The 18,260-nt window shown below is 62.1% G+C and carries 15 protein-coding genes; all 15 read left to right on the top strand.

Translation table 11 applies throughout. The features are described 5' to 3' along the window. The first annotated feature begins 393 nt into the window (after positions 1 to 393). The 15 genes from OYT13_RS24615 (at position 394) to OYT13_RS24545 (ending at position 18,241) form a co-directional block, all read left to right on the top strand. The gene (locus tag OYT13_RS24615; protein WP_017233839.1) at positions 394 to 1,173 is read left to right on the top strand and encodes an ABC transporter ATP-binding protein; all 780 of its coding nucleotides are present in this window, start codon (positions 394 to 396) and stop codon (positions 1,171 to 1,173) included. Between the two features lie 8 nt (positions 1,174 to 1,181). Beyond that, the gene (locus tag OYT13_RS24610) at positions 1,182 to 1,943 is read left to right on the top strand and encodes an ABC transporter ATP-binding protein (protein WP_017233838.1); all 762 of its coding nucleotides are present in this window, start codon (positions 1,182 to 1,184) and stop codon (positions 1,941 to 1,943) included. 76 nt (positions 1,944 to 2,019) lie between these two features. Then, a complete protein-coding gene (locus OYT13_RS24605; protein ID WP_026131933.1) occupies positions 2,020 to 3,219 on the top strand; it encodes an ABC transporter substrate-binding protein in 1,200 nt (399 codons plus the stop codon). Positions 3,220 to 3,295: 76 nt separating this feature from the next. Next, complete coding sequence (locus OYT13_RS24600; protein WP_017233836.1) at positions 3,296 to 4,180, top strand: branched-chain amino acid ABC transporter permease; 885 nt, start codon at positions 3,296 to 3,298, stop codon at positions 4,178 to 4,180. Positions 4,181 to 4,191: 11 nt separating this feature from the next. Beyond that, positions 4,192 to 5,199 (top strand): branched-chain amino acid ABC transporter permease, encoded by a 1,008-nt coding sequence (locus OYT13_RS24595; RefSeq protein WP_017233835.1) that lies wholly within the window; start codon positions 4,192 to 4,194, stop codon positions 5,197 to 5,199. Between the two features lie 428 nt (positions 5,200 to 5,627). Further along, entirely contained in the window at positions 5,628 to 6,410 is a 783-nt protein-coding gene (locus tag OYT13_RS24590) for a sulfite exporter TauE/SafE family protein (protein ID WP_261939552.1), read from the top strand. Positions 6,411 to 6,653: 243 nt separating this feature from the next. Then, positions 6,654 to 7,799, top strand: a complete 1,146-nt coding sequence (locus OYT13_RS24585) for an ABC transporter substrate-binding protein (protein WP_017233833.1) — start codon at positions 6,654 to 6,656, stop codon at positions 7,797 to 7,799. A 257-nt stretch (positions 7,800 to 8,056) separates the two neighbouring features. After that, the gene (gene hpaR / locus OYT13_RS24580; protein ID WP_017233832.1) at positions 8,057 to 8,557 is read left to right on the top strand and encodes a homoprotocatechuate degradation operon regulator HpaR; all 501 of its coding nucleotides are present in this window, start codon (positions 8,057 to 8,059) and stop codon (positions 8,555 to 8,557) included. 292 nt (positions 8,558 to 8,849) lie between these two features. Continuing rightward, positions 8,850 to 9,905 (top strand): branched-chain amino acid ABC transporter permease, encoded by a 1,056-nt coding sequence (locus OYT13_RS24575; RefSeq protein ID WP_017233831.1) that lies wholly within the window; start codon positions 8,850 to 8,852, stop codon positions 9,903 to 9,905. An 18-nt stretch (positions 9,906 to 9,923) separates the two neighbouring features. Further along, complete coding sequence (locus OYT13_RS24570) at positions 9,924 to 11,720, top strand: branched-chain amino acid ABC transporter ATP-binding protein/permease (RefSeq protein WP_017233830.1); 1,797 nt, start codon at positions 9,924 to 9,926, stop codon at positions 11,718 to 11,720. Further along, positions 11,720 to 12,466, top strand: coding sequence for an ABC transporter ATP-binding protein (locus OYT13_RS24565; protein ID WP_017233829.1), 747 nt, complete (start codon positions 11,720 to 11,722; stop codon positions 12,464 to 12,466). The genes OYT13_RS24570 and OYT13_RS24565 overlap by 1 nt, the downstream gene beginning before the upstream one ends. Positions 12,467 to 14,020: 1,554 nt before the next feature. Continuing rightward, positions 14,021 to 15,985 (top strand): tRNA uridine-5-carboxymethylaminomethyl(34) synthesis enzyme MnmG, encoded by a 1,965-nt coding sequence (gene mnmG, locus OYT13_RS24560; protein WP_268567070.1) that lies wholly within the window; start codon positions 14,021 to 14,023, stop codon positions 15,983 to 15,985. A 12-nt stretch (positions 15,986 to 15,997) separates the two neighbouring features. Then, a complete protein-coding gene (rsmG, locus tag OYT13_RS24555) occupies positions 15,998 to 16,678 on the top strand; it encodes a 16S rRNA (guanine(527)-N(7))-methyltransferase RsmG (RefSeq protein ID WP_017233827.1) in 681 nt (226 codons plus the stop codon). Then, complete coding sequence (locus tag OYT13_RS24550; protein WP_017233826.1) at positions 16,675 to 17,301, top strand: lipocalin family protein; 627 nt, start codon at positions 16,675 to 16,677, stop codon at positions 17,299 to 17,301. The genes rsmG and OYT13_RS24550 overlap by 4 nt, the downstream gene beginning before the upstream one ends. Positions 17,302 to 17,470: 169 nt before the next feature. Continuing rightward, the gene (locus tag OYT13_RS24545; RefSeq protein WP_017233825.1) at positions 17,471 to 18,241 is read left to right on the top strand and encodes a ParA family protein; all 771 of its coding nucleotides are present in this window, start codon (positions 17,471 to 17,473) and stop codon (positions 18,239 to 18,241) included. Positions 18,242 to 18,260 lie beyond the last annotated feature (19 nt).

Here is an 18,260-nt window from a genome sequence, read left to right as displayed (position 1 = left end):
TAGTAATACCTAATGTCGGTTGCGCGACCCATGGCGGGGCATCGTCAAACGGGGCCGGACGCTTTTTTGCGGGCGCGGTAAAAGCCTTATGCCATAAGGGGTTTGGGACGTGTTCGCGCCGTGATCGAAGGGTCTCGAAAGCGTGTGCGCACGCGCGTTTCGGTAGACGCGAAGCCTAGTGCAAATCCCAATGATCGCGTTGCAGCAAACCACACACAATATCGGTTCCCAGTGTGCGACCGGACCAAGAATTCGGCGACACACCCCGGGACGCGGGGCACCTCGCCGACGACGCCACCCACAGCGATGTCCGCCTGCCTCGCGGTTGTCACAGACGATGGTGCCGAGGCGGTCATTTGCCTCGCACCGCCAACCAGGAATGTGGCAGGAGACATGGCGAACAACGATTACATTCTCGAGACCCGCGGACTCACAAAAGAGTTTCGTGGCTTCACCGCCGTGAACGGGGTCGACCTGCGCGTCGCGCGCGGTACCATTCACGCACTCATCGGGCCTAACGGCGCCGGCAAGACGACCTGCTTCAACCTGCTCACCAAGTTTCTCGTGCCCAGCGCCGGCACCATCACGTTCAACGGTGAGGACATCACACGCGAAGCGCCCGCGCAGATCGCGCGACGCGGCATCATCCGGTCGTTCCAGATCTCCGCCGTCTTCCCGCACCTCACCGTGCTCGAGAACGTGCGCATCGGCCTGCAACGCAACCTCGGCACCGCGTTCCACTTCTGGCGCAGCAGCCGTTCGCTGCATCAGCTCGATGCCCGTGCCATGGAATTGCTCGCGGAAGTCAGCCTGACCGAATTCGCCGATACGCTGACCGTGGAGCTGCCCTACGGGCGCAAGCGCGCTCTCGAGATCGCCACGACGCTTGCCATGGAACCCGAACTAATGCTGCTCGACGAGCCGACGCAAGGCATGGGCCACGAAGACGTGGATCGTGTCACCGCGCTCATCAAAAAAGTGTCGGCCGGTCGCACGATCCTGATGGTCGAGCACAACATGAACGTGATCGCCGGCATTTCCGACACCATCACCGTGCTTCAGCGCGGCGAGGTGCTCGCCGAAGGGCCGTATCACGAAGTCTCGAAGAATCCGCAGGTGATGGAAGCCTATATGGGCACCGCGGACGGCGAATTGCAGGGAGCGCACGGGTGAGGACGTCTATGTACGGTAACGGCGGCGGTAATGGTGGCGCGAATGTGCCCGCACTCGAAGTCGAAGGACTGCAGGCCTGGTACGGCGAATCGCACATCCTGCACGGGGTGGATCTGGCGGTCGGCCGCGGCGAGGTCGTGACGCTGCTCGGACGCAACGGCGCCGGGCGCACCACCACGCTGCGCGCCATCATGGGCCTGACTGGCCAGCGTCAGGGCTCGATCCGGATCGGCGGCGAGGAGACCATTCACCTGCCGACCTACAAGGTTGCGCACCATGGCGTGGGCTACTGCCCCGAGGAGCGGGGCATTTTCGCGAGCCTGTCGTGCGAGGAAAACCTGTTGCTGCCCCCTTATATCGGTGTGCGAGGCGATCGTCGCGACGACGGCGGGCGCGGAATGTCGCTCGACGAAATCTATGACATGTTCCCCAACCTGAAGGAGCGTCGCCACAGTCCCGGCACGCGCCTGTCGGGCGGCGAGCAGCAGATGCTGGCGGTGGCGCGCATTCTTCGCACCGGTGCGAATCTGCTGTTGCTCGATGAGATCTCCGAAGGGCTCGCGCCCGTGATCGTGCAGACGTTGGCACGCATGATCACCACGCTCAAGGCGCGGGGCTACACCATCGTGATGGTGGAACAGAATTTCCGTTTTGCGGCTCCGCTGGCCGATCGCTTCTATGTGATGGAGCACGGCAAGATCGTGGAGCGCTTCGGCGCTCCGGAGCTGGAGGCGAAGATGCCGGTGCTGCACGAGTTGTTAGGGGTATGAGGTGACTTGCCCGGCGCGCAGGCGTTCCGGGCGATGAAACCAGGCAATCCAATCCACGAAGGAGACAAAGATGACGATGCGGATGAAGGCGTTGGCGGTTGCGGCTGCGTTCGGTTTTGCGGCGATGGCCTCACAGGCCCATGCCGACGGCAATGCGGTGAAGATCGGTTTCATTACCGATATGTCGGGCCTGTATACCGACATCGACGGGCCGGGCGGGGCGGAAGCCATCAAGATGGCCATCGCCGACTTCGGCGGCAAGGTCCTCGGCAAGCCGATCGAGCTGGTCACCGCCGATCACCAGAACAAGGCGGACGTTGCGGCGTCCAAGGCGCGCGAATGGTTCGACCGTGATGGCGTGGACATGCTGATCGGCGGCACGAACTCGGCGACTGGCCTCGCGATGAACAAGGTCTCGGCCGAGAAGAAGCGCGTCTACATCAACGTGGGCGCCGGCTCGGATGCCCTGACCAACGATCAGTGCCAGCCGTACGGCGTGCACTATGCCTATGACACCGTCGCACTGGCGCGTGGCACCGGCTCGGCCGTCGTGAAGGCTGGCGGCAAGTCGTGGTTCTTCCTGACGGCCGACTATGCGTTCGGCCACGCGCTGGAGAAGGCCACGGCCGATGTGGTCAAGGCCAACGGCGGCACGGTGAAGGGCGAGGTGCGACATCCGCTCTCGGCCTCGGACTTCTCGTCGTATCTGCTCCAGGCGCAGGCGTCGGGCGCCCAGGTGCTGGGTCTGGCCAATGCCGGCGGCGACACGGTCAACGCCATCAAGGCCGCGAAGGAGTTCGGCATCAAGGGCAAGATGCAGATCGCCGGTCTGCTCGTGTTCATCAACGACATTCACTCGCTGGGGCTGGATAACACCGGCGGCATGTACTTGACCGATAGCTGGTACTGGGACAAGAACGACAAGACGCGTGCCTTCTCCAAGCGTTACTTCGACAAGATGAAGAAGATGCCGTCGAGCCTGCAGGCCGGCGACTATTCGGCCACGATGACCTATCTGAAGGCGGTTCAGGCCGCGGGCTCGACCGACGCCGACAAGGTGATGGACGAACTGCACAAGATCAAGATCGACGACATGTTCAGCAAGGGTTACATCCGCAAGGACGGCTCGATGATCCACGACATGTACCTGATGCAGGTCAAGACCAAGCAGGAATCGAAAGCGCCGTGGGATTACTACAAGATTGTCGCCACGATTCCGGGTGACAAGGCATTCACTACGCCGCAAGAGTCGACCTGTCCGGTCTGGAAGAAGTAAGCGCCGTTAGCACGATGCTCCGAAAGCGGCGGGACGCGTGTCCCGTCGCGACCTTTCTCGCAGAGAATCGATTTCGATGGAATTACTAGGCATCCCCCTGCCGGCGCTGTTGAGCCAACTGCTGCTGGGACTGGTGAACGGCTCGTTCTACGCCATGCTGAGCCTCGGCCTGGCGGTGATTTTCGGCCTGCTCAACGTGATCAACTTCGCGCACGGCGCGTTGTTCATGCTGGGGGCCATGCTCGCCTGGATGGGCGGCAACTATCTCGGCCTCAATTACTGGGTCATGTTGATTCTCGCCCCCGTTGTGGTGGGCATCATCGGTATCGTCATCGAGCGCACCATGCTGCGCTGGATCTACAAGCTCGATCACCTGTACGGCCTGCTGCTGACGTTCGGCATCACGCTCGTGCTCGAGGGCGTCTTCCGTTCGATCTACGGCGTGTCGGGGCAGCCCTTCGACGCCCCCGACATGCTCTCCGGCGCGACCAATCTCGGCTTCATGTTCATGCCGAACTATCGCGCGTGGGTGGTGGTGGCTTCGCTCGTGGTGTGCTTCGCAACGTGGTTCGTGATCGAGAAGACCAAGATCGGTGCGTATCTGCGCGCGGGGACCGAAAACCCGAAGCTGGTGGAAGCGTTTGGTGTGAACGTGCCGCTCATGATTACGCTGACGTATGGCTTCGGGGTGGCGCTCGCCGCGTTTGCGGGCGTGCTCGCCGCGCCCGTTATCCAGATCTCGCCGCTCATGGGGCAGTCGATGATCATCACCGTGTTCGCGGTGGTCGTGATCGGTGGTATGGGCTCCATCATGGGTTCCATCCTGACCGGTCTGATGCTCGGGATCATCGAAGGCTTTACCAAGGTGTTCTACCCGCAAGGGTCTGCGACCGTGGTGTTCGTCATCATGGTGATCGTGTTGCTGCTGCGCCCGGCAGGGTTGTTCGGCAAACAAAAGTAAGGGGCGGAACCATGCAACAAGAGACGCAACAACGGGTGCTTTATTCCCTCTTGCTACTGGCGCTGATCGTCGCGCCGTTCGCCGGTGCGTATCCGGTATTCATCATGAAGGTGCTGTGCTTCACGCTGTTCGCTTGTGCGTTCAACCTGCTGCTCGGCTTTACGGGTCTGCTGTCGTTCGGCCATGCCGCGTTCTTTGGCAGCGCAGGCTACGTCACCGGTTATGTGGTGCGCAATCTGGGGTTCACGCCTGAAGTCGGCATCATTGCGGGCGTGGCGGCCGGGGCGTTGCTTGGCCTCGTCATGGGGGTGCTGGCGATCCGGCGGCAGGGCATCTACTTCGCGATGATTACGCTGGCGTTGGCGCAAATGCTGTACTTCCTCTGCCTGCAAGCGCCGTTCACCGGTGGCGAGGACGGCCTGCAAGGCGTGCCGCGCGGTAGCCTCTTTGGCCTGCTGCCGCTCGATTCCGACCTCACGCTGTATTACGTGGTGCTGGCCATTTGCGCGTTGGGCTTCCTGCTCATCATGCGTGTCGTGCATTCGCCCTTCGGTCAGGTACTCAAGGCGATCAAGGAGAACGAGCCGCGCGCCATCTCGCTCGGTTACGACGTCGATCGCTTCAAGCTGCTCGCGTTCGTGCTGTCGGCCACGCTTGCCGCGCTGGCCGGTTCGACCAAGACGCTGGTGCTGGGCTTCGCGACGCTGACGGACGTGCATTGGACGATGTCGGGCATGGTGATCCTGATGACGCTGGTGGGTGGGCTGGGCACGATGTTTGGGCCGGTGGTGGGCGCGGTGGTGATCGTCGTGCTGGAGAACAAGCTCGGCGACATCGGCGACTGGCTCGCGACGGCCACGGGCGTGACCTGGTTCCAGACGCTCGGCGAGTCGGTGACGATCGTCATCGGGGCGATCTTCATCATCTGCGTGCTGGCTTTCCGCCGCGGTCTGGTGGGCGAGCTGGTGGCGCGGAGCCGGTTGTTCCGCCCTACGCGCACCACGGCGCAACCTTCTTGACGGAGGCACGGGCGCACCGGCTTGGGGCGCCCGCTCTTCACCCTGGCGCACGCGTGTCGGAAAAAAACTAATCCGTAGGGGTAAATGCTGACTTGTGGTGCATCGGGTGCTCCTTTATTCTCTCCTTCAATTCGCGTCACGGCAGGATATAGGGGCGAGGATCGAGGAGACAATAAGCGCGATAACGCGCACCGCCAAAAAGGAAGCGCTGTTGGAGAAAACTCCAACAGCGCTTTTTATATTGGGCTTCGCCGCAGTGCGAAGCCGTCATCCGCAGAAGCCCGATTCTCGTCCCCCGACAGTCCTGGTCGCATGCCCCGCCCCCCTCACGTTCCTCCATCAGCACTTTTGCGCGCCCATGTCCGGCGTGTCCTTGCGGCGATCGGAGCACGTCCCGAAAAACACCTGTTTGCCGATAGGGGGGACGGATGTTGACGAGTGGGGCGCTGACCGATTGGCTGATGCTCGCGGTCGGGGCGTTTGTGGCCGGTCTGGTCGATGCGGTGGTCGGAGGTGGCGGGCTGATCTCCGTACCGACGCTTTTCGCCGTTTTCCCGAACGCGGCGCCGCCGTTGCTGTTCGGTACCAACAAGCTGGCCGGTATCTGGGGCACGGCATCGGCTGCGCTGCGCTACGCGCGCGGCATTCAACTGCGCTGGGCCATTCTGTTGCCGGCCACCGTCGCCGCCTTCTTGTTTTCGTTTTGCGGTGCGTACGCCGTCTCCCATGTGCCGGCCGACGTGCTTCGCAAGCTGCTGCCGTTCGTGCTGACCGGCGTGGCAATCTACACCCTGCGCAAGAAGGATTTCGGGACGGTTCACGCCCCTGTGACAGGTGGGGCGGGGGTGACCCTCATGGCGATCGCCGTGGGCGGCGCCATCGGCTTCTACGACGGTTTCTTCGGCCCCGGCACGGGCAGCTTCCTCGTCTTCCTGTTTGTCCGCCTGTTTGGTCAGGATTTCGTCAACGCCTCGGCGTCGGCGAAGATCGTGAACGTGGCGACCAACCTGGCCGCGCTGTGGCTGTTTGGCATGGGCGGGCACGTTGCGTGGCAGGTTGGCCTCGGCATGGCGGTCATGAACGTGCTGGGCAGTCAGGTGGGCAGCCGGCTCGCGCTCAAGCGCGGCGTGGGTTTCGTGCGACGCATGTTCCTGTGTGTGCTCGCCGTGCTGATCGTGAAGACCGGCTATGACGCATTGCTTCGCGGCTGACGGGAGACCGGACAGCATCGCGCGTGCGCAAGTGCGGCATCGGTGGTGAAGGCGGCGCCCGGCGCCGTTCGGACGTAAGCCTTTGCGGTTGAAGCCACAGGTGGGGAAACCGCACTTTACGAGAAGGCGCCGGTGCCCGTAAGATGAGCGACAATTTGCCGACTGCGCGGTCGGTTAATATCGGGCCGGCGGGTTCAACAATGGTCAGAACAACGAATTCAAAATTTTTGCGAGGAGACCCAAATGAAACTGAAGTTGCTGTGCGTGGCGTCGGCGATGATGCTGGCTACGGGCGTTGCGAGCGCCCAGGTGAAGATTGGCGTGTCGCTGTCGGCGACCGGTCCGGCGGCTTCGCTGGGCATTCCCGAGAAGAACACCATTTCGCTGCTGCCCAAGACGATCGGCGGCCAGTCGGTGCAGTACATCCTGCTCGACGACGCGACCGACACCACGACGGCCGTCAAGAACATGCGCAAGCTGATCAGCGAAGACCACGTTGACGCCGTGCTCGGCTCGACGGTCACGCCGAACTCCCTGGCGATGGTCGACGTGGCGGCAGAGACGCAGACCCCGATGATCTCGATGGCCGCGGGCGCTGCCATTGTCGAACCGGTGGACGCCAAGCGCGCCTGGTCGTTCAAGACCCCGCAGAACGACATTCTGATGGCCACCGCCATTGCCAAGCACATGGCCGACAACGGCGTGAAGACGGTCGCGTTCATCGGCTTCTCCGACGCCTACGGCGAAGGCTGGCACAAGGAGTTCCAGAAGGCTGCCGATCTGAACAAGATCAAGGTCGTGGCCAATGAGCGCTTCAATCGTGCCGACACGTCGGTCACGGGCCAGGTCCTCAAGATCATGGCGGCCAATCCGGATGCCGTGCTGATCGCTGGTTCAGGTACGCCGGCAGCGCTGCCGCAGCGCACGCTCAAGGAGCGCGGCTACAAGGGCAAGCTGTATCAGACCCACGGTGTCGCCAACAACGACTTCCTGCGCGTTTGCGGCAAGGATTGCGACGGCACGTACCTGCCGGCGGGCCCGCTGCTCGTCGTCGACCAACTGCCTGCCGACAATCCGGTGAAGAAGTCGGCCGCTGCCTACAAGGTCGTGTATGAAAAGGCATACGGCGCGGGCTCCATCTCGACCTTCGGCGGTCACGCCTGGGACGCCGGTCTGTTGCTGCAGCGGGCCATTCCCGTTGCGCTGAAGAAGGCCAAGCCGGGCACGGCCGAGTTCCGCGCGGCATTGCGCGAGGCCCTGGAGAACGTCAAGGACATGCCGGGCACCGCGGGCATCTTCAACATGAGCGCGAAGGACCACAACGGCCTGGACCAGCGCTCGCGCGTGATGGTGGAAATCGTCAACGGCAAGTGGAAATTGGCGAACTGATGGGCGCCGGGGCTGCCTATAGCTCACAGGCATGCCCCGCTGTCACCTCCGATGGATCTGCGGTATCGGCGCCCGGTTGGACCGACCGGGCCAGAAGAACGGGCGTTCGCGCCCGTTTTTTTTGAGCGTGGTAGTTTCGCGCTTCGCAAAGAGACGGCAGGACATGCGTTTGCGAGCGGCACCTGAGAGGCCGCATTGTCCCAACCTGATCGCCGCCGCCGGGGGGCTGGCCGGCCGATCCTTTCGAGCGTAAATCCATGACGGGTGAATTCGAACACCGCAACCTATCGTTGGTGTTGTTACAGACGCGGGAAGCGGCAATGGGGCTGTTCCGACCCTTGCTCAATCGTTACGACATCACGGAACAACAATGGCGTGTGATAAGGGCCGTCAACGATAGCCAATCCGGGGAAATGGAAATCGGGCAGGTCGCACGGGAGTGCTGCATCCTCAGCCCGAGCCTGTCCGGCATGCTGGAGCGCATGGAGGCGTCGGGCCTCATCATTCGCCGTCGGATGGCAGTCGATCAGCGTCGCGTGATGGTGTCGCTTACGCCATCGAGCCGCGCACTATGCAAAAAGCTCGGTCCGCTGGTCGAGGCGCGCTATCGCTATCTGGAAGACAAGGTCGGGCGAGACACGCTCGCCGAGATCTACCGGCTGCTCGACGTCGTGCGCGAGGCCCTGCCGCCGGAGGTGCTGGCCGCTGCGCCATCGCTGCCGGACAAGCCGCGTCGCCGCCGGAAGGTGGCGGAATGACCGTTTTCGGGACGCCTGGCATTGCGAGGATGGCCGGTGCATGCCCGGCGCGGGTGGCGAGGACGACATGGCAGGCAGCGACGTCACTCGAAAGACGTCGATGACTCAGTAGTCGCCCGAGTTTTACCAATGCATAATGATTTATACAATACATAATTCTGTGCGCTGTCACACGGGGACCGTGGGGGCGTAGGGATATGAAGGGGAACGGGGTGGCAGCGCGCTGCGCCGTGCATCACACCGGCTGTCTCGCCAGTCGGCTCAAGAAGTACTCAAACGAAGTGAGAGGAGCATGGATCTTTCGATTGCAGCCATCCTGGCGCAGGACGGCATCACCACGGGTGCGATTTATGCCTTGCTGGCATTGGCACTGGTGCTGGTGTTCTCCGTCACTCGCGTCATCTTCATTCCGCAGGGCGAGTTCGTGTCGTATGGCGCGCTTACGCTGGCGGCACTGCAAACCCAGAAGTTTCCGCTGACGAGCTGGATGCTTGTGGCGATGGGCGTATGTACGTTCGTCGTGGAGACGGCGGGCGTCTTGCGTCACAGCGAGCGTCGCAAGCTGGCGGGGCGCTTGGTGCCGACGCTTGCGGGCAAGTACCTGGTGTTTCCGATTGCCGCGTTCTTCGTCGTCAGGGCGTTGGCACCGATGAATCTGCCGATGCTCGTCCAAATCGCGCTCACGATGTTGCTCGTCGTGCCGATGGGGCCGATGCTCTATCGTCTCGCGTACCAGCCGCTGGCGGAGGCGAGCACGCTGTTGCTGCTGATCGTCTCCGTGGGCGTGCACTTCGCGCTGACGGGGCTGGGGCTCGTGATGTTCGGGGCGGAAGGCTCGCGCACGCAGGCATTCTCCGACGCCAACTTCAACATCGGCTCCGTCATGGTGTCTGGCCAGAGCCTGTGGGTGTTGGGCGTCTCGGTCGTGATGATCCTGGCGTTGTACTTCTACTTCGACCGTTCGCTCTCGGGCAAGGCGTTGCGTGCGACGGCCGTGAACCGGCTGGGCGCGCGGCTCGTGGGCATCGGCACGGTGCAGGCGGGGCGTCTGGCGTTCACGCTGGCGGCCGTGCTGGGCGTGCTGTGCGGCATCCTGATCGCACCGATCACGACGATCTATTACGAGTCGGGCTTCCTGATCGGCCTCAAGGGCTTCGTGGGCGCGATCATCGGCGGTCTGGTGAGTTATCCGGTTGCGGCGCTGGGCGCCATTCTGGTCGGCCTGTTGGAGTCGTACTCGTCGTTCTGGGCGAGTGCGTACAAAGAGGTCATCGTCTTCACGCTGATCCTTCCCGTGCTGCTGTGGCTGTCGCTTACAAGCAAGCATGTGGAAGAAGACGAGGAATAAGCCGGGGCGGACCACAGAATGAAAAACAAATACTTCCTGATTTTCCTGGTGGTGCTGGCCGTGTTGCCGGTGCTGCCTGCACCCGTGCGTTTGCCTGAGTACTGGGTAACGCTGCTCAACTACATCGGTCTATACAGCATTGTGGCCATTGGTCTCGTGCTGTTGACGGGCGTGGCGGGCATGACGTCGTTCGGACAGGCGGCATTCGTCGGTCTGGGCGCCTATGCGACCGCCTACCTGACGACTGCCTATGGCGCGTCGCCGTGGCTCGGCCTGATCGTCGGGGTGATCATCACCGCGGCGGCAGCGCTCGTCATTGGCGCGATCACCATGCGCCTGTCGGGCCACTTCCTGCCGCTGGGCACGATTGCATGGGGCCTGGCGCTGTACTACCTGTTCGGCAACCTGGAGTTCCTGGGCAAGTACGACGGTCTGAACGATATCCCGACGATCAGCCTCTTCGGCAAGGAATTGGCGAGCGGGCGTCAGATGTACTACCTGATCTGGATCGTTGTGGTGCTGGCGGTGGTATCGGTCAAGAACCTGCTTGATTCGCGTCCTGGCCGCGCGATTCGTGCGCTCAAGGGCGGTGGCGTGATGGCCGAGGCGATGGGCGTGAACACTGCGTGGATGAAAGTGGTCGTGTTCGTGTACGCCGCCGTGCTCGCCGCCATCTCGGGCTGGTTGTACGCGCATTTGCAACGCGCCGTGAACCCGACGCCGTTCAACCTGAACCACGGCATCGAATACCTGTTCATGGCCGTGGTGGGGGGCGTCTCGCATGTGTGGGGCGCGGTGCTCGGCGCCGCGATCCTGACCGTGCTCAAGGACTACCTCCAGAACATCCTGCCGATGCTGTTGGGTGCGAACGGCAACTTCGAGACCATCGTCTTTGGTGTGTTGCTGGTGCTGCTGCTGCAATATGCGCGCGACGGCGTGTGGCCCTTCTTCGGCAAGATCTTCCCGGCGCGTCGTGTCGCGAAGGCGCCGGAGCAAGCGGATCCGCTGGGGCATCGTGCCAAGCCGGCGGTCGGCGAAGTGGTGCTGACGCTGGACAAGGCGCGCAAGGAGTTCGGCGGCCTCGTAGCGGTCAACGACGTCTCCTTCCAGGTCAAAGCAGGCGAGATCGTGGGGCTGATCGGGCCGAACGGCGCGGGCAAGTCGACCACGTTCAACCTCGTGACCGGCGTGCTGCAGGCCACCCGCGGCGAGATCTCCTTCCTCGGCGAGCGAATCGACCGGCTGCCGTCGCGCGAGATCGTCAAGCGCGGTATTGGCCGTACATTCCAGCACGTGCGCTTGATGCCGCAGATGAGCGTGCTCGAGAACGTTGCGATTGGCGCCTATCTGCGAGACAAGAACGGGCTGCGTCGACGTCCCCAGGGCGGCGTGTGGTCCAGCGTGCTGCGTCTTGATCGTCAGGAAGAAGCCATGTTGCTGTACGAAGCCAAGCGGCAGATCGAGCGTGTGGGTCTCGGCGCGCACATGTATGACGAGGCGGGCAGTCTCGCGTTGGGCCAGCAGCGTATTCTGGAAATTGCACGCGCATTGGCGTGCGATCCCACGTTGCTGTTGCTCGACGAGCCGGCAGCCGGCCTGCGCTACAAAGAGAAGCAGGCGCTGGCCGATTTGCTCAAGAAGCTCAAGGACGAAGGGATGAGCGTGCTGCTGGTCGAGCACGACATGGACTTCGTGATGAACCTGACCGATCACCTCGTCGTGATGGAGTTCGGTACCAAGATCGCCGAAGGCCTGCCCGAAGACGTGCAGAAGAACCCGGCAGTGCTCGAAGCGTACCTGGGAGGAGTGGAGTGATGGCAGACGCGATTCTGGAGGTCAAGGACCTCGCCGTGGCGTACGGCAAAGTCGAAGCGGTGCACGGTGCGCATCTGCGGGTGGGGGCGGGCCAGATCGTCACCGTGATCGGTCCGAACGGAGCGGGCAAGTCGTCCATGCTCAACGCCATCATGGGGGCATTGCCGCACAACGGCTCCAGCCGTGGGAGCGTCGCGTATCTCGGTCACGAGATGTCGGCGCTGGGCATCGAAGCCCGCGTGGCCCGCGGCATGTGCCTGGTTCCGGAAAAGCGGGAGTTGTTCTCGACGATGACCGTCGAGGACAACCTGTTGCTGGGGGCGTACCGTCGCAAGCGGGCGGGGGAGAAGAACTTCCTGGACCAGATGGAAGTCGTCTACGCCCTGTTTCCGCGTCTCAAAGAGCGCCAGAAGCAGCAAGCGGGGACCTTGTCAGGCGGTGAGCGCCAAATGCTCGCGGTGGGCCGTGCATTGATGGCCAAGCCGCAATTGCTGATGCTTGACGAGCCCAGCCTCGGGCTGGCGCCACTGATCGTCAAGGAAATCTTCCACATCATCAGCGACTTGCGTAACACCGGTGTGGCCACGCTGCTGATCGAACAGAACGCTCGCGCGGCGTTGCAGGTGGCCGATTACGGCTACGTCATCGAGACGGGCGAACTCGCGTTGGAAGGCCCGGCGCAAGAACTGGCCAACAATCCTAAAGTCATCGAAACGTATCTGGGGCTGGCGAAGAAGGCTGCCTGAAGGGCGTCGCTTGTCGCGTTGGTACCCCCGGAGAGCCCGCCACTTTGGCGGGCTTTTTCATTTTCGGAGGTTGACCGGCACCCGTCGGTGACTGTTATCTGCCCCTATTTTTTTGAAGAAATGAGGGGCGCCATACACTGCACCGGTGGACTCAGTTATTCACAGTTGCTTGTGGATATTTGCAGCGCTGCAAAATCCATGGCGCACTGCCGCAATAAGGGGTTTGGCGATATTTTCGAGAATCTCAAGGAAATGACATTTGAGGTTATCCACAGAAAAGCAAACTCCCGAAAGCGATTTGCGGGGTAAGAGGGCACCTGTGGATATGCGGGTTTCAAAGTGCAATGCCAGGAGGCGCTTTCGATTTTGTAGCGTCGCTTTTGCTTCCGAGGTTTTCACGTAGAGCGTGAGGGAAAATAAGAAAGCAGAAACGCCGCGTCCCCGCAATCAGGTGACGTGCTCTCATCCGTCCGGGCAGTGGTCATTGATTGTTGGCACACTGATTGTGCTCCACCTCAAAGTTACTCCGTCAGGGCTCCGCCAATCTCACTACTATTGCGTTCGATCTCTCAACCGCGTCCTCCATTGAAGTCCGCTGGCGCCGCCGAGATGAAAAAGGGGGGCGGTGGAATTCGAGAGTGAGGTGGTGGAGTCATGCCTTCACGTCGCGGTAACGTCAAAGCAACCGCCGAATCCACCCAACCAGGTTTCACGTGAAACACCGAGTGACGATCCGGCGATGGTTGTCCTGGGGCAATGGATTGGCGAAGATTGCCGGTGCCCTGACGGAGCGACTTTCAAGTGGAGCGCAGTCGGGGTGCCGGCGATCTCCGCTGCCCGGAGGCAGGTGAGGGTGGGGGCGGAATTCAAGGGTGGGGTGTTGCAGTGTTGCGTTCACGTCGCGGTAACGTTAAAGCAACCGCCGAATCCGCTCAACGACGTTTCACGTGAAACATCGAGTGACGATCTGGCGATGGTTGTCCTGGGGCAATGGATTGGCGGAGATTGCCGGTGCCCTGACGGAGCGACTTTCAAGTGGAGCGCAGTCGGGGCGCCGGTGATCTCCGCTGCCCGGAGGCAGGTGAAGGTTGGGGCGGAATTCAAGGGTGGGGTGTTGCAGTGTTGCGTTCACGTCGCGGTAAAGTTAAAGCAACCGCCGAATCCGCTCAACGACGTTTCACGTGAAACATCGAGTGACGATCTGGCGATGGTTGTCCTGGGGCAATGGATTGGCGGAGATTGCCGGTGCCCTGACGGAGCGACTTTCAAGTGGAGCGCAGTCGGGGCGCCGGTGATCTCCGCTGCCCGGAGGCAGGCGAGAGCGAGGGATGGAATTCAACGGTGGGGTGGTGCAGGAAGGCCCTCGCCACGCTTCATAACCTAAGCGTTCCCCCATCCAACCCAACGATGTTTCACGTGAAACCGTCCCCAATACCGTCGTTTTGCCAACGTTCCACGTGAAACACCTCAGCCGTTACAAATGATGCACCGCAATACCGCTATAATTCCGCCATTACCGAATCCAGAGAGTTTGCCGTCCGCGGCAAGATGACGATGCTTTATCCGACCGAGTTCGACGTGATCGTAGTGGGTGGCGGCCATGCCGGCACAGAGGCTGCGCTCGCCTCGGCCCGCATGGGCTGTAAGACGCTTCTGCTCACCCACAACATCGAGACCCTCGGTCAGATGAGCTGCAATCCCTCCATCGGCGGGATCGGCAAAGGCCATCTCGTCAAAGAGGTCGATGCACTGGGCGGGGCCATGGCCGCCGCGACCGACGAGAGCGGTATCCAGTTTCGCATCCTGAATTCGTCCAAAGGGCCGGCCGTGCGCGCCACCCGTGCCCAAGCTGACCGAATTCTCTACAAGCAGGCTATCCGCCATCGCCTCGAGAATCAGCCTAACCTTTGGCTCTTCCAGCAAGCCGTCGAAGACCTCATCGTCGAAGGCGAACGTGTCGTAGGCGCCATCACCCAAGTGGGGCTGCGTTTCCGCGCCCGCGCCGTGGTTCTCACCGCCGGCACCTTCCTCGACGGCAAAATCCACGTCGGGCTGAACAACTACGTTGGCGGGCGCGCCGGAGACCCGGCCGCCATCAGCCTGTCCGCTCGCCTCAAAGAGTTGAAACTACCGCAAGGTCGGTTGAAAACCGGTACGCCGCCGCGCATCGACGGCCGTTCCATCGACTTCTCCGTTCTCGAAGAACAGCCCGGTGACCTCGATCCCGTTCCCGTGTTCTCGTTTCTCGGCCGCCCCGAACAGCATCCGCGCCAAGTGCCGTGCTGGGTCACCCACACCAACGAACGCACCCACGATATCATCCGCGGCGGACTCGACCGGTCGCCCATGTACACCGGCGTTATCGAAGGCGTCGGTCCGCGCTATTGTCCGTCCATCGAAGACAAGATTCACCGCTTCGCCGACAAGACGTCGCACCAGATCTACCTCGAACCCGAAGGCCTCACGACCAACGAGTTCTACCCCAACGGCATCTCCACCAGCCTGCCGTTCGACGTACAACTCGAACTCGTCCGCTCGATGAAAGGCATGGAGAATGCCTACATCCTGCGCCCAGGCTATGCCATCGAATACGACTACTTCGATCCCCGTGGGCTGCGCAGCTCGCTCGAAACCCGCGTCATCTCCGGGCTCTTCTTCGCGGGGCAGATCAACGGAACGACGGGCTACGAAGAGGCCGCCGCCCAAGGGCTGCTCGCCGGCATCAACGCCGCGTTGCAAGTACAAGGCCGCGATGCCTGGTGCCCGCGCCGCGATCAGGCGTACCTTGGCGTGCTCGTCGACGACCTGATTACGCGTGGCGTCTCCGAACCCTACCGCATGTTCACCAGCCGCGCCGAGTATCGCCTGTCGCTGCGTGAAGACAATGCCGACATGCGTCTGACCGAAGTCGGCCGCGAACTCGGTGTCGTCGACGATACGCGCTGGGAATCGTTCTGCCGCAAACGCGACGCTGTTTCACGTGAAACAGAACGTCTCAAATCGACGTGGGTGACACCGAAAACCTTCCCGGCCGAAGATGCCGTGCCGCTGCTCGGCAAAGCCATCGACCATGAATACTCGCTGGCCGATTTGCTGCGTCGCCCGGAAGTTGGCTACGACGCCCTCATGGCCGTGCAGGGCGGTCGTCTTGCCGCCGAAACACCGCTCTCCGACGATCCACTGCAAGCGAACCAGATTCGTGAGCAGATCGAGATCGCCGCCAAGTATCAGGGCTACATCGACCGTCAGGCCGACGAGATCGTGCGCAAGGAAGCGAACGAAAACACCGTGCTGCCGGCCAACATCGACTACAACGACGTACGCGGACTATCGATCGAAGTGCGCCAGAAGCTGGGGGCGCAGCGGCCTGAGACATTGGGCCAGGCATCGCGTATCTCCGGCGTGACGCCCGCCGCGATCTCGCTGCTGATGATCCACCTCAAGAAAGGGCTCGGACGCCGTCGCGCGTCAGGGGAAGCGACCGCTGCCGCCGATGACGGCGACGCACACGCAGCCTGACGCGGAGCCCTCATGACCGATCCGCGACGTTCCGCCGCCAACGGCGGCAATGACCTGGCTGTGCTTTTGGCCGACGGCATCCGGCAACTCGGCCTGTCCATCAGCGAAGAACAACAGCGGTGCCTGCTCGACTACCAGGCGTTGCTGGCGAAATGGAATGCCTCGTTGCAGATGACCTCCATCCGCGAACCCCGCCAAATGGTCGTCAAGCACCTGCTCGATTCGCTCTCCATTCTGCCGCGCCTTGACCGTGAGCCGATTTCACGTGTGCTTGACGTGGGCTCAGGCGGTGGGCTGCCCGGCGTGGTGCTCGCGATTGTGCGTCCCGACTGGCAAGTGACGGTCAACGACATCGTGCACAAAAAAACAGCATTCCTCACCCAGGCCCGCGCGACATTCAAGTTGACCAATCTGACGGTCGTGACCGGCCGGGTCGAGTCACTCGCTGTTGGCAAAGAAGTGAGCGCACCTTTCGACGCCATCGTGTCGCGCGCCTTTGCTGAGCTGACCGATTTCGTCACCCTCGCGGGAGCCTTGCTGGCTCCCGATGGCAGCTTCTGGGCCATGAAAGGCGTGGCGTCAGAAAGCGAACTCGCGCTGCCCACCGGCTACACACTGGTTGAGCGCCTGGCGCTGAACGTCCCATTTCTCGACGCCGAGCGTCATTTGCTTCGCGTGAAGGTAACAGCATGAATAAGATGACCCGCTGGGCAGGGGCCGTCATGGTCAGTTTTTCGGTGGTTGCCGCGGTCGCCTGGGGGCAATCCGGACAAGAATCGCTGACGACACGCGTGCGGCCGGTACAGAAGATCGACAAAGCGCGCTACGTCGGCACCTGGTACGAAATAGCACGCTATCCGAATTTCTTCGAGCGAAAATGTGTGTCGGACGTGACGGCGCAGTATGCCGCGCGACCGGACGGGCGGATCGAAGTCACCAACCGATGCCGCAAGGACGATGGTACGTGGGTCAGCGATACCGGTCTGGCACGCACCGATGGGCAGGGCACCGGCACGGCCCGCTTCAAGGTGACGTTCGCGCCGCAATGGTTGCACTGGATTCCCTGGCTTTGGGCGAACTACTGGGTTATCGTGCTCGACGACGACTATCAGTTTGCCGCTGTCGGAGAGCCCAGTCGCGAGTACCTCTGGGTCCTCTCGCGAACGCCGACGATGGACGACAACGCACTGAATCAAATGCGTGCCCAGTTGCGCAAGCAGGGCTACGACACTGACAAACTGGTGTTGACGCCCCAAAAGGCGAGCGCCTCGGCAGTACCGCCCGCCGGCGCGTCTGACGCCGGTCAGCGAAAGTAATAACTGAGCTTTACTCAGGTAATCGAATTTGCGGGACGGAGCGAATCGCGCACGCCGGGCCTCAGCCAGTCGGCGGTCGCTGGCGGCGCGGCGCATTGGCCCCGGTTTCAGCCCGGCATGATCTGCACCCATCGCATCAACACGGCAGCATTCGGAGGACTACATCGGCATGGCGAAAATTTTCTGCGTGGCCAATCAGAAGGGCGGCGTCGGCAAGACGACCACCACGGTGAACCTCGCTGCCGGACTGGCGTCGCACGGGCAGCGTGTCCTGTTGGTCGACCTCGATCCGCAGGGCAATGCGACGATGGGCAGCGGCATCGACAAAGCCGCTCTCGAATCAAGCGTGTACGAAGTGCTGGTGGACGGTGCCGATGTGGTCGCGAGTTGCCAGCGCTCGGAGTCGGGGAGTTACGATGTGCTGCCCGCGAACCGTGAACTCGCGGGTGCGGACGTGGAACTCGTCTCGCTCGAAAATCGCGACACCCGATTGAAGCTGGCGCTCGCCAAAGTCGACGACGCGTACGATTTCATCCTCATCGACTGCCCGCCCACGCTCTCGCTGCTTACCCTCAACGGGTTGTGCGCGGCGCACGGCGTGATCATTCCGATGCAGTGCGAATATTTCGCGCTCGAAGGGTTGTCGGATCTCGTCAATACGATCAAGCAAGTGCACGCGAATCTGAACCGCGACCTGCAGGTGATCGGCCTGCTGCGCGTGATGTTCGATCCGCGCATCACGCTGCAGCAACAAGTCTCGGACCAGCTCAAGGAGCACTTCGGAGACAAGGTATTCAACGCGATCATTCCGCGCAATGTGCGACTCGCTGAAGCGCCGAGCTACGGCATGCCAGGCGTCGTTTTCGATCCTGCATCGCGTGGCGCGAAGGCGTATCTGCAATTCGGCGCGGAAATGATCGCGCGTATTCAAACTATGTAAGGCGCATTCGCGCAGGAAC

The sequence above is a fragment of the Pandoraea sp. XJJ-1 genome, assembly GCF_026802345.1.
Lineage (GTDB): Bacteria > Pseudomonadota > Gammaproteobacteria > Burkholderiales > Burkholderiaceae > Pandoraea > Pandoraea cepalis.
This window is presented reverse-complemented; position numbering and strand designations above follow the sequence as displayed.

Coding starts and splice junctions, on each gene's coding strand:
- hpaR (WP_017233832.1), top strand. CDS start 8,057: ATGACGGGTGAATTCGAACACCGCAACCTATCGTTGGTGTTGTTACAG.
- OYT13_RS24600 (WP_017233836.1), top strand. CDS start 3,296: ATGGAATTACTAGGCATCCCCCTGCCGGCGCTGTTGAGCCAACTGCTG.
- OYT13_RS24585 (WP_017233833.1), top strand. CDS start 6,654: ATGAAACTGAAGTTGCTGTGCGTGGCGTCGGCGATGATGCTGGCTACG.
- OYT13_RS24610 (WP_017233838.1), top strand. CDS start 1,182: ATGTACGGTAACGGCGGCGGTAATGGTGGCGCGAATGTGCCCGCACTC.
- mnmG (WP_268567070.1), top strand. CDS start 14,021: ATGCTTTATCCGACCGAGTTCGACGTGATCGTAGTGGGTGGCGGCCAT.
- OYT13_RS24545 (WP_017233825.1), top strand. CDS start 17,471: ATGGCGAAAATTTTCTGCGTGGCCAATCAGAAGGGCGGCGTCGGCAAG.
- OYT13_RS24575 (WP_017233831.1), top strand. CDS start 8,850: ATGGATCTTTCGATTGCAGCCATCCTGGCGCAGGACGGCATCACCACG.
- rsmG (WP_017233827.1), top strand. CDS start 15,998: ATGACCGATCCGCGACGTTCCGCCGCCAACGGCGGCAATGACCTGGCT.
- OYT13_RS24570 (WP_017233830.1), top strand. CDS start 9,924: ATGAAAAACAAATACTTCCTGATTTTCCTGGTGGTGCTGGCCGTGTTG.
- OYT13_RS24615 (WP_017233839.1), top strand. CDS start 394: ATGGCGAACAACGATTACATTCTCGAGACCCGCGGACTCACAAAAGAG.
- OYT13_RS24590 (WP_261939552.1), top strand. CDS start 5,628: ATGTTGACGAGTGGGGCGCTGACCGATTGGCTGATGCTCGCGGTCGGG.
- OYT13_RS24565 (WP_017233829.1), top strand. CDS start 11,720: ATGGCAGACGCGATTCTGGAGGTCAAGGACCTCGCCGTGGCGTACGGC.
- OYT13_RS24605 (WP_026131933.1), top strand. CDS start 2,020: ATGCGGATGAAGGCGTTGGCGGTTGCGGCTGCGTTCGGTTTTGCGGCG.
- OYT13_RS24550 (WP_017233826.1), top strand. CDS start 16,675: ATGAATAAGATGACCCGCTGGGCAGGGGCCGTCATGGTCAGTTTTTCG.
- OYT13_RS24595 (WP_017233835.1), top strand. CDS start 4,192: ATGCAACAAGAGACGCAACAACGGGTGCTTTATTCCCTCTTGCTACTG.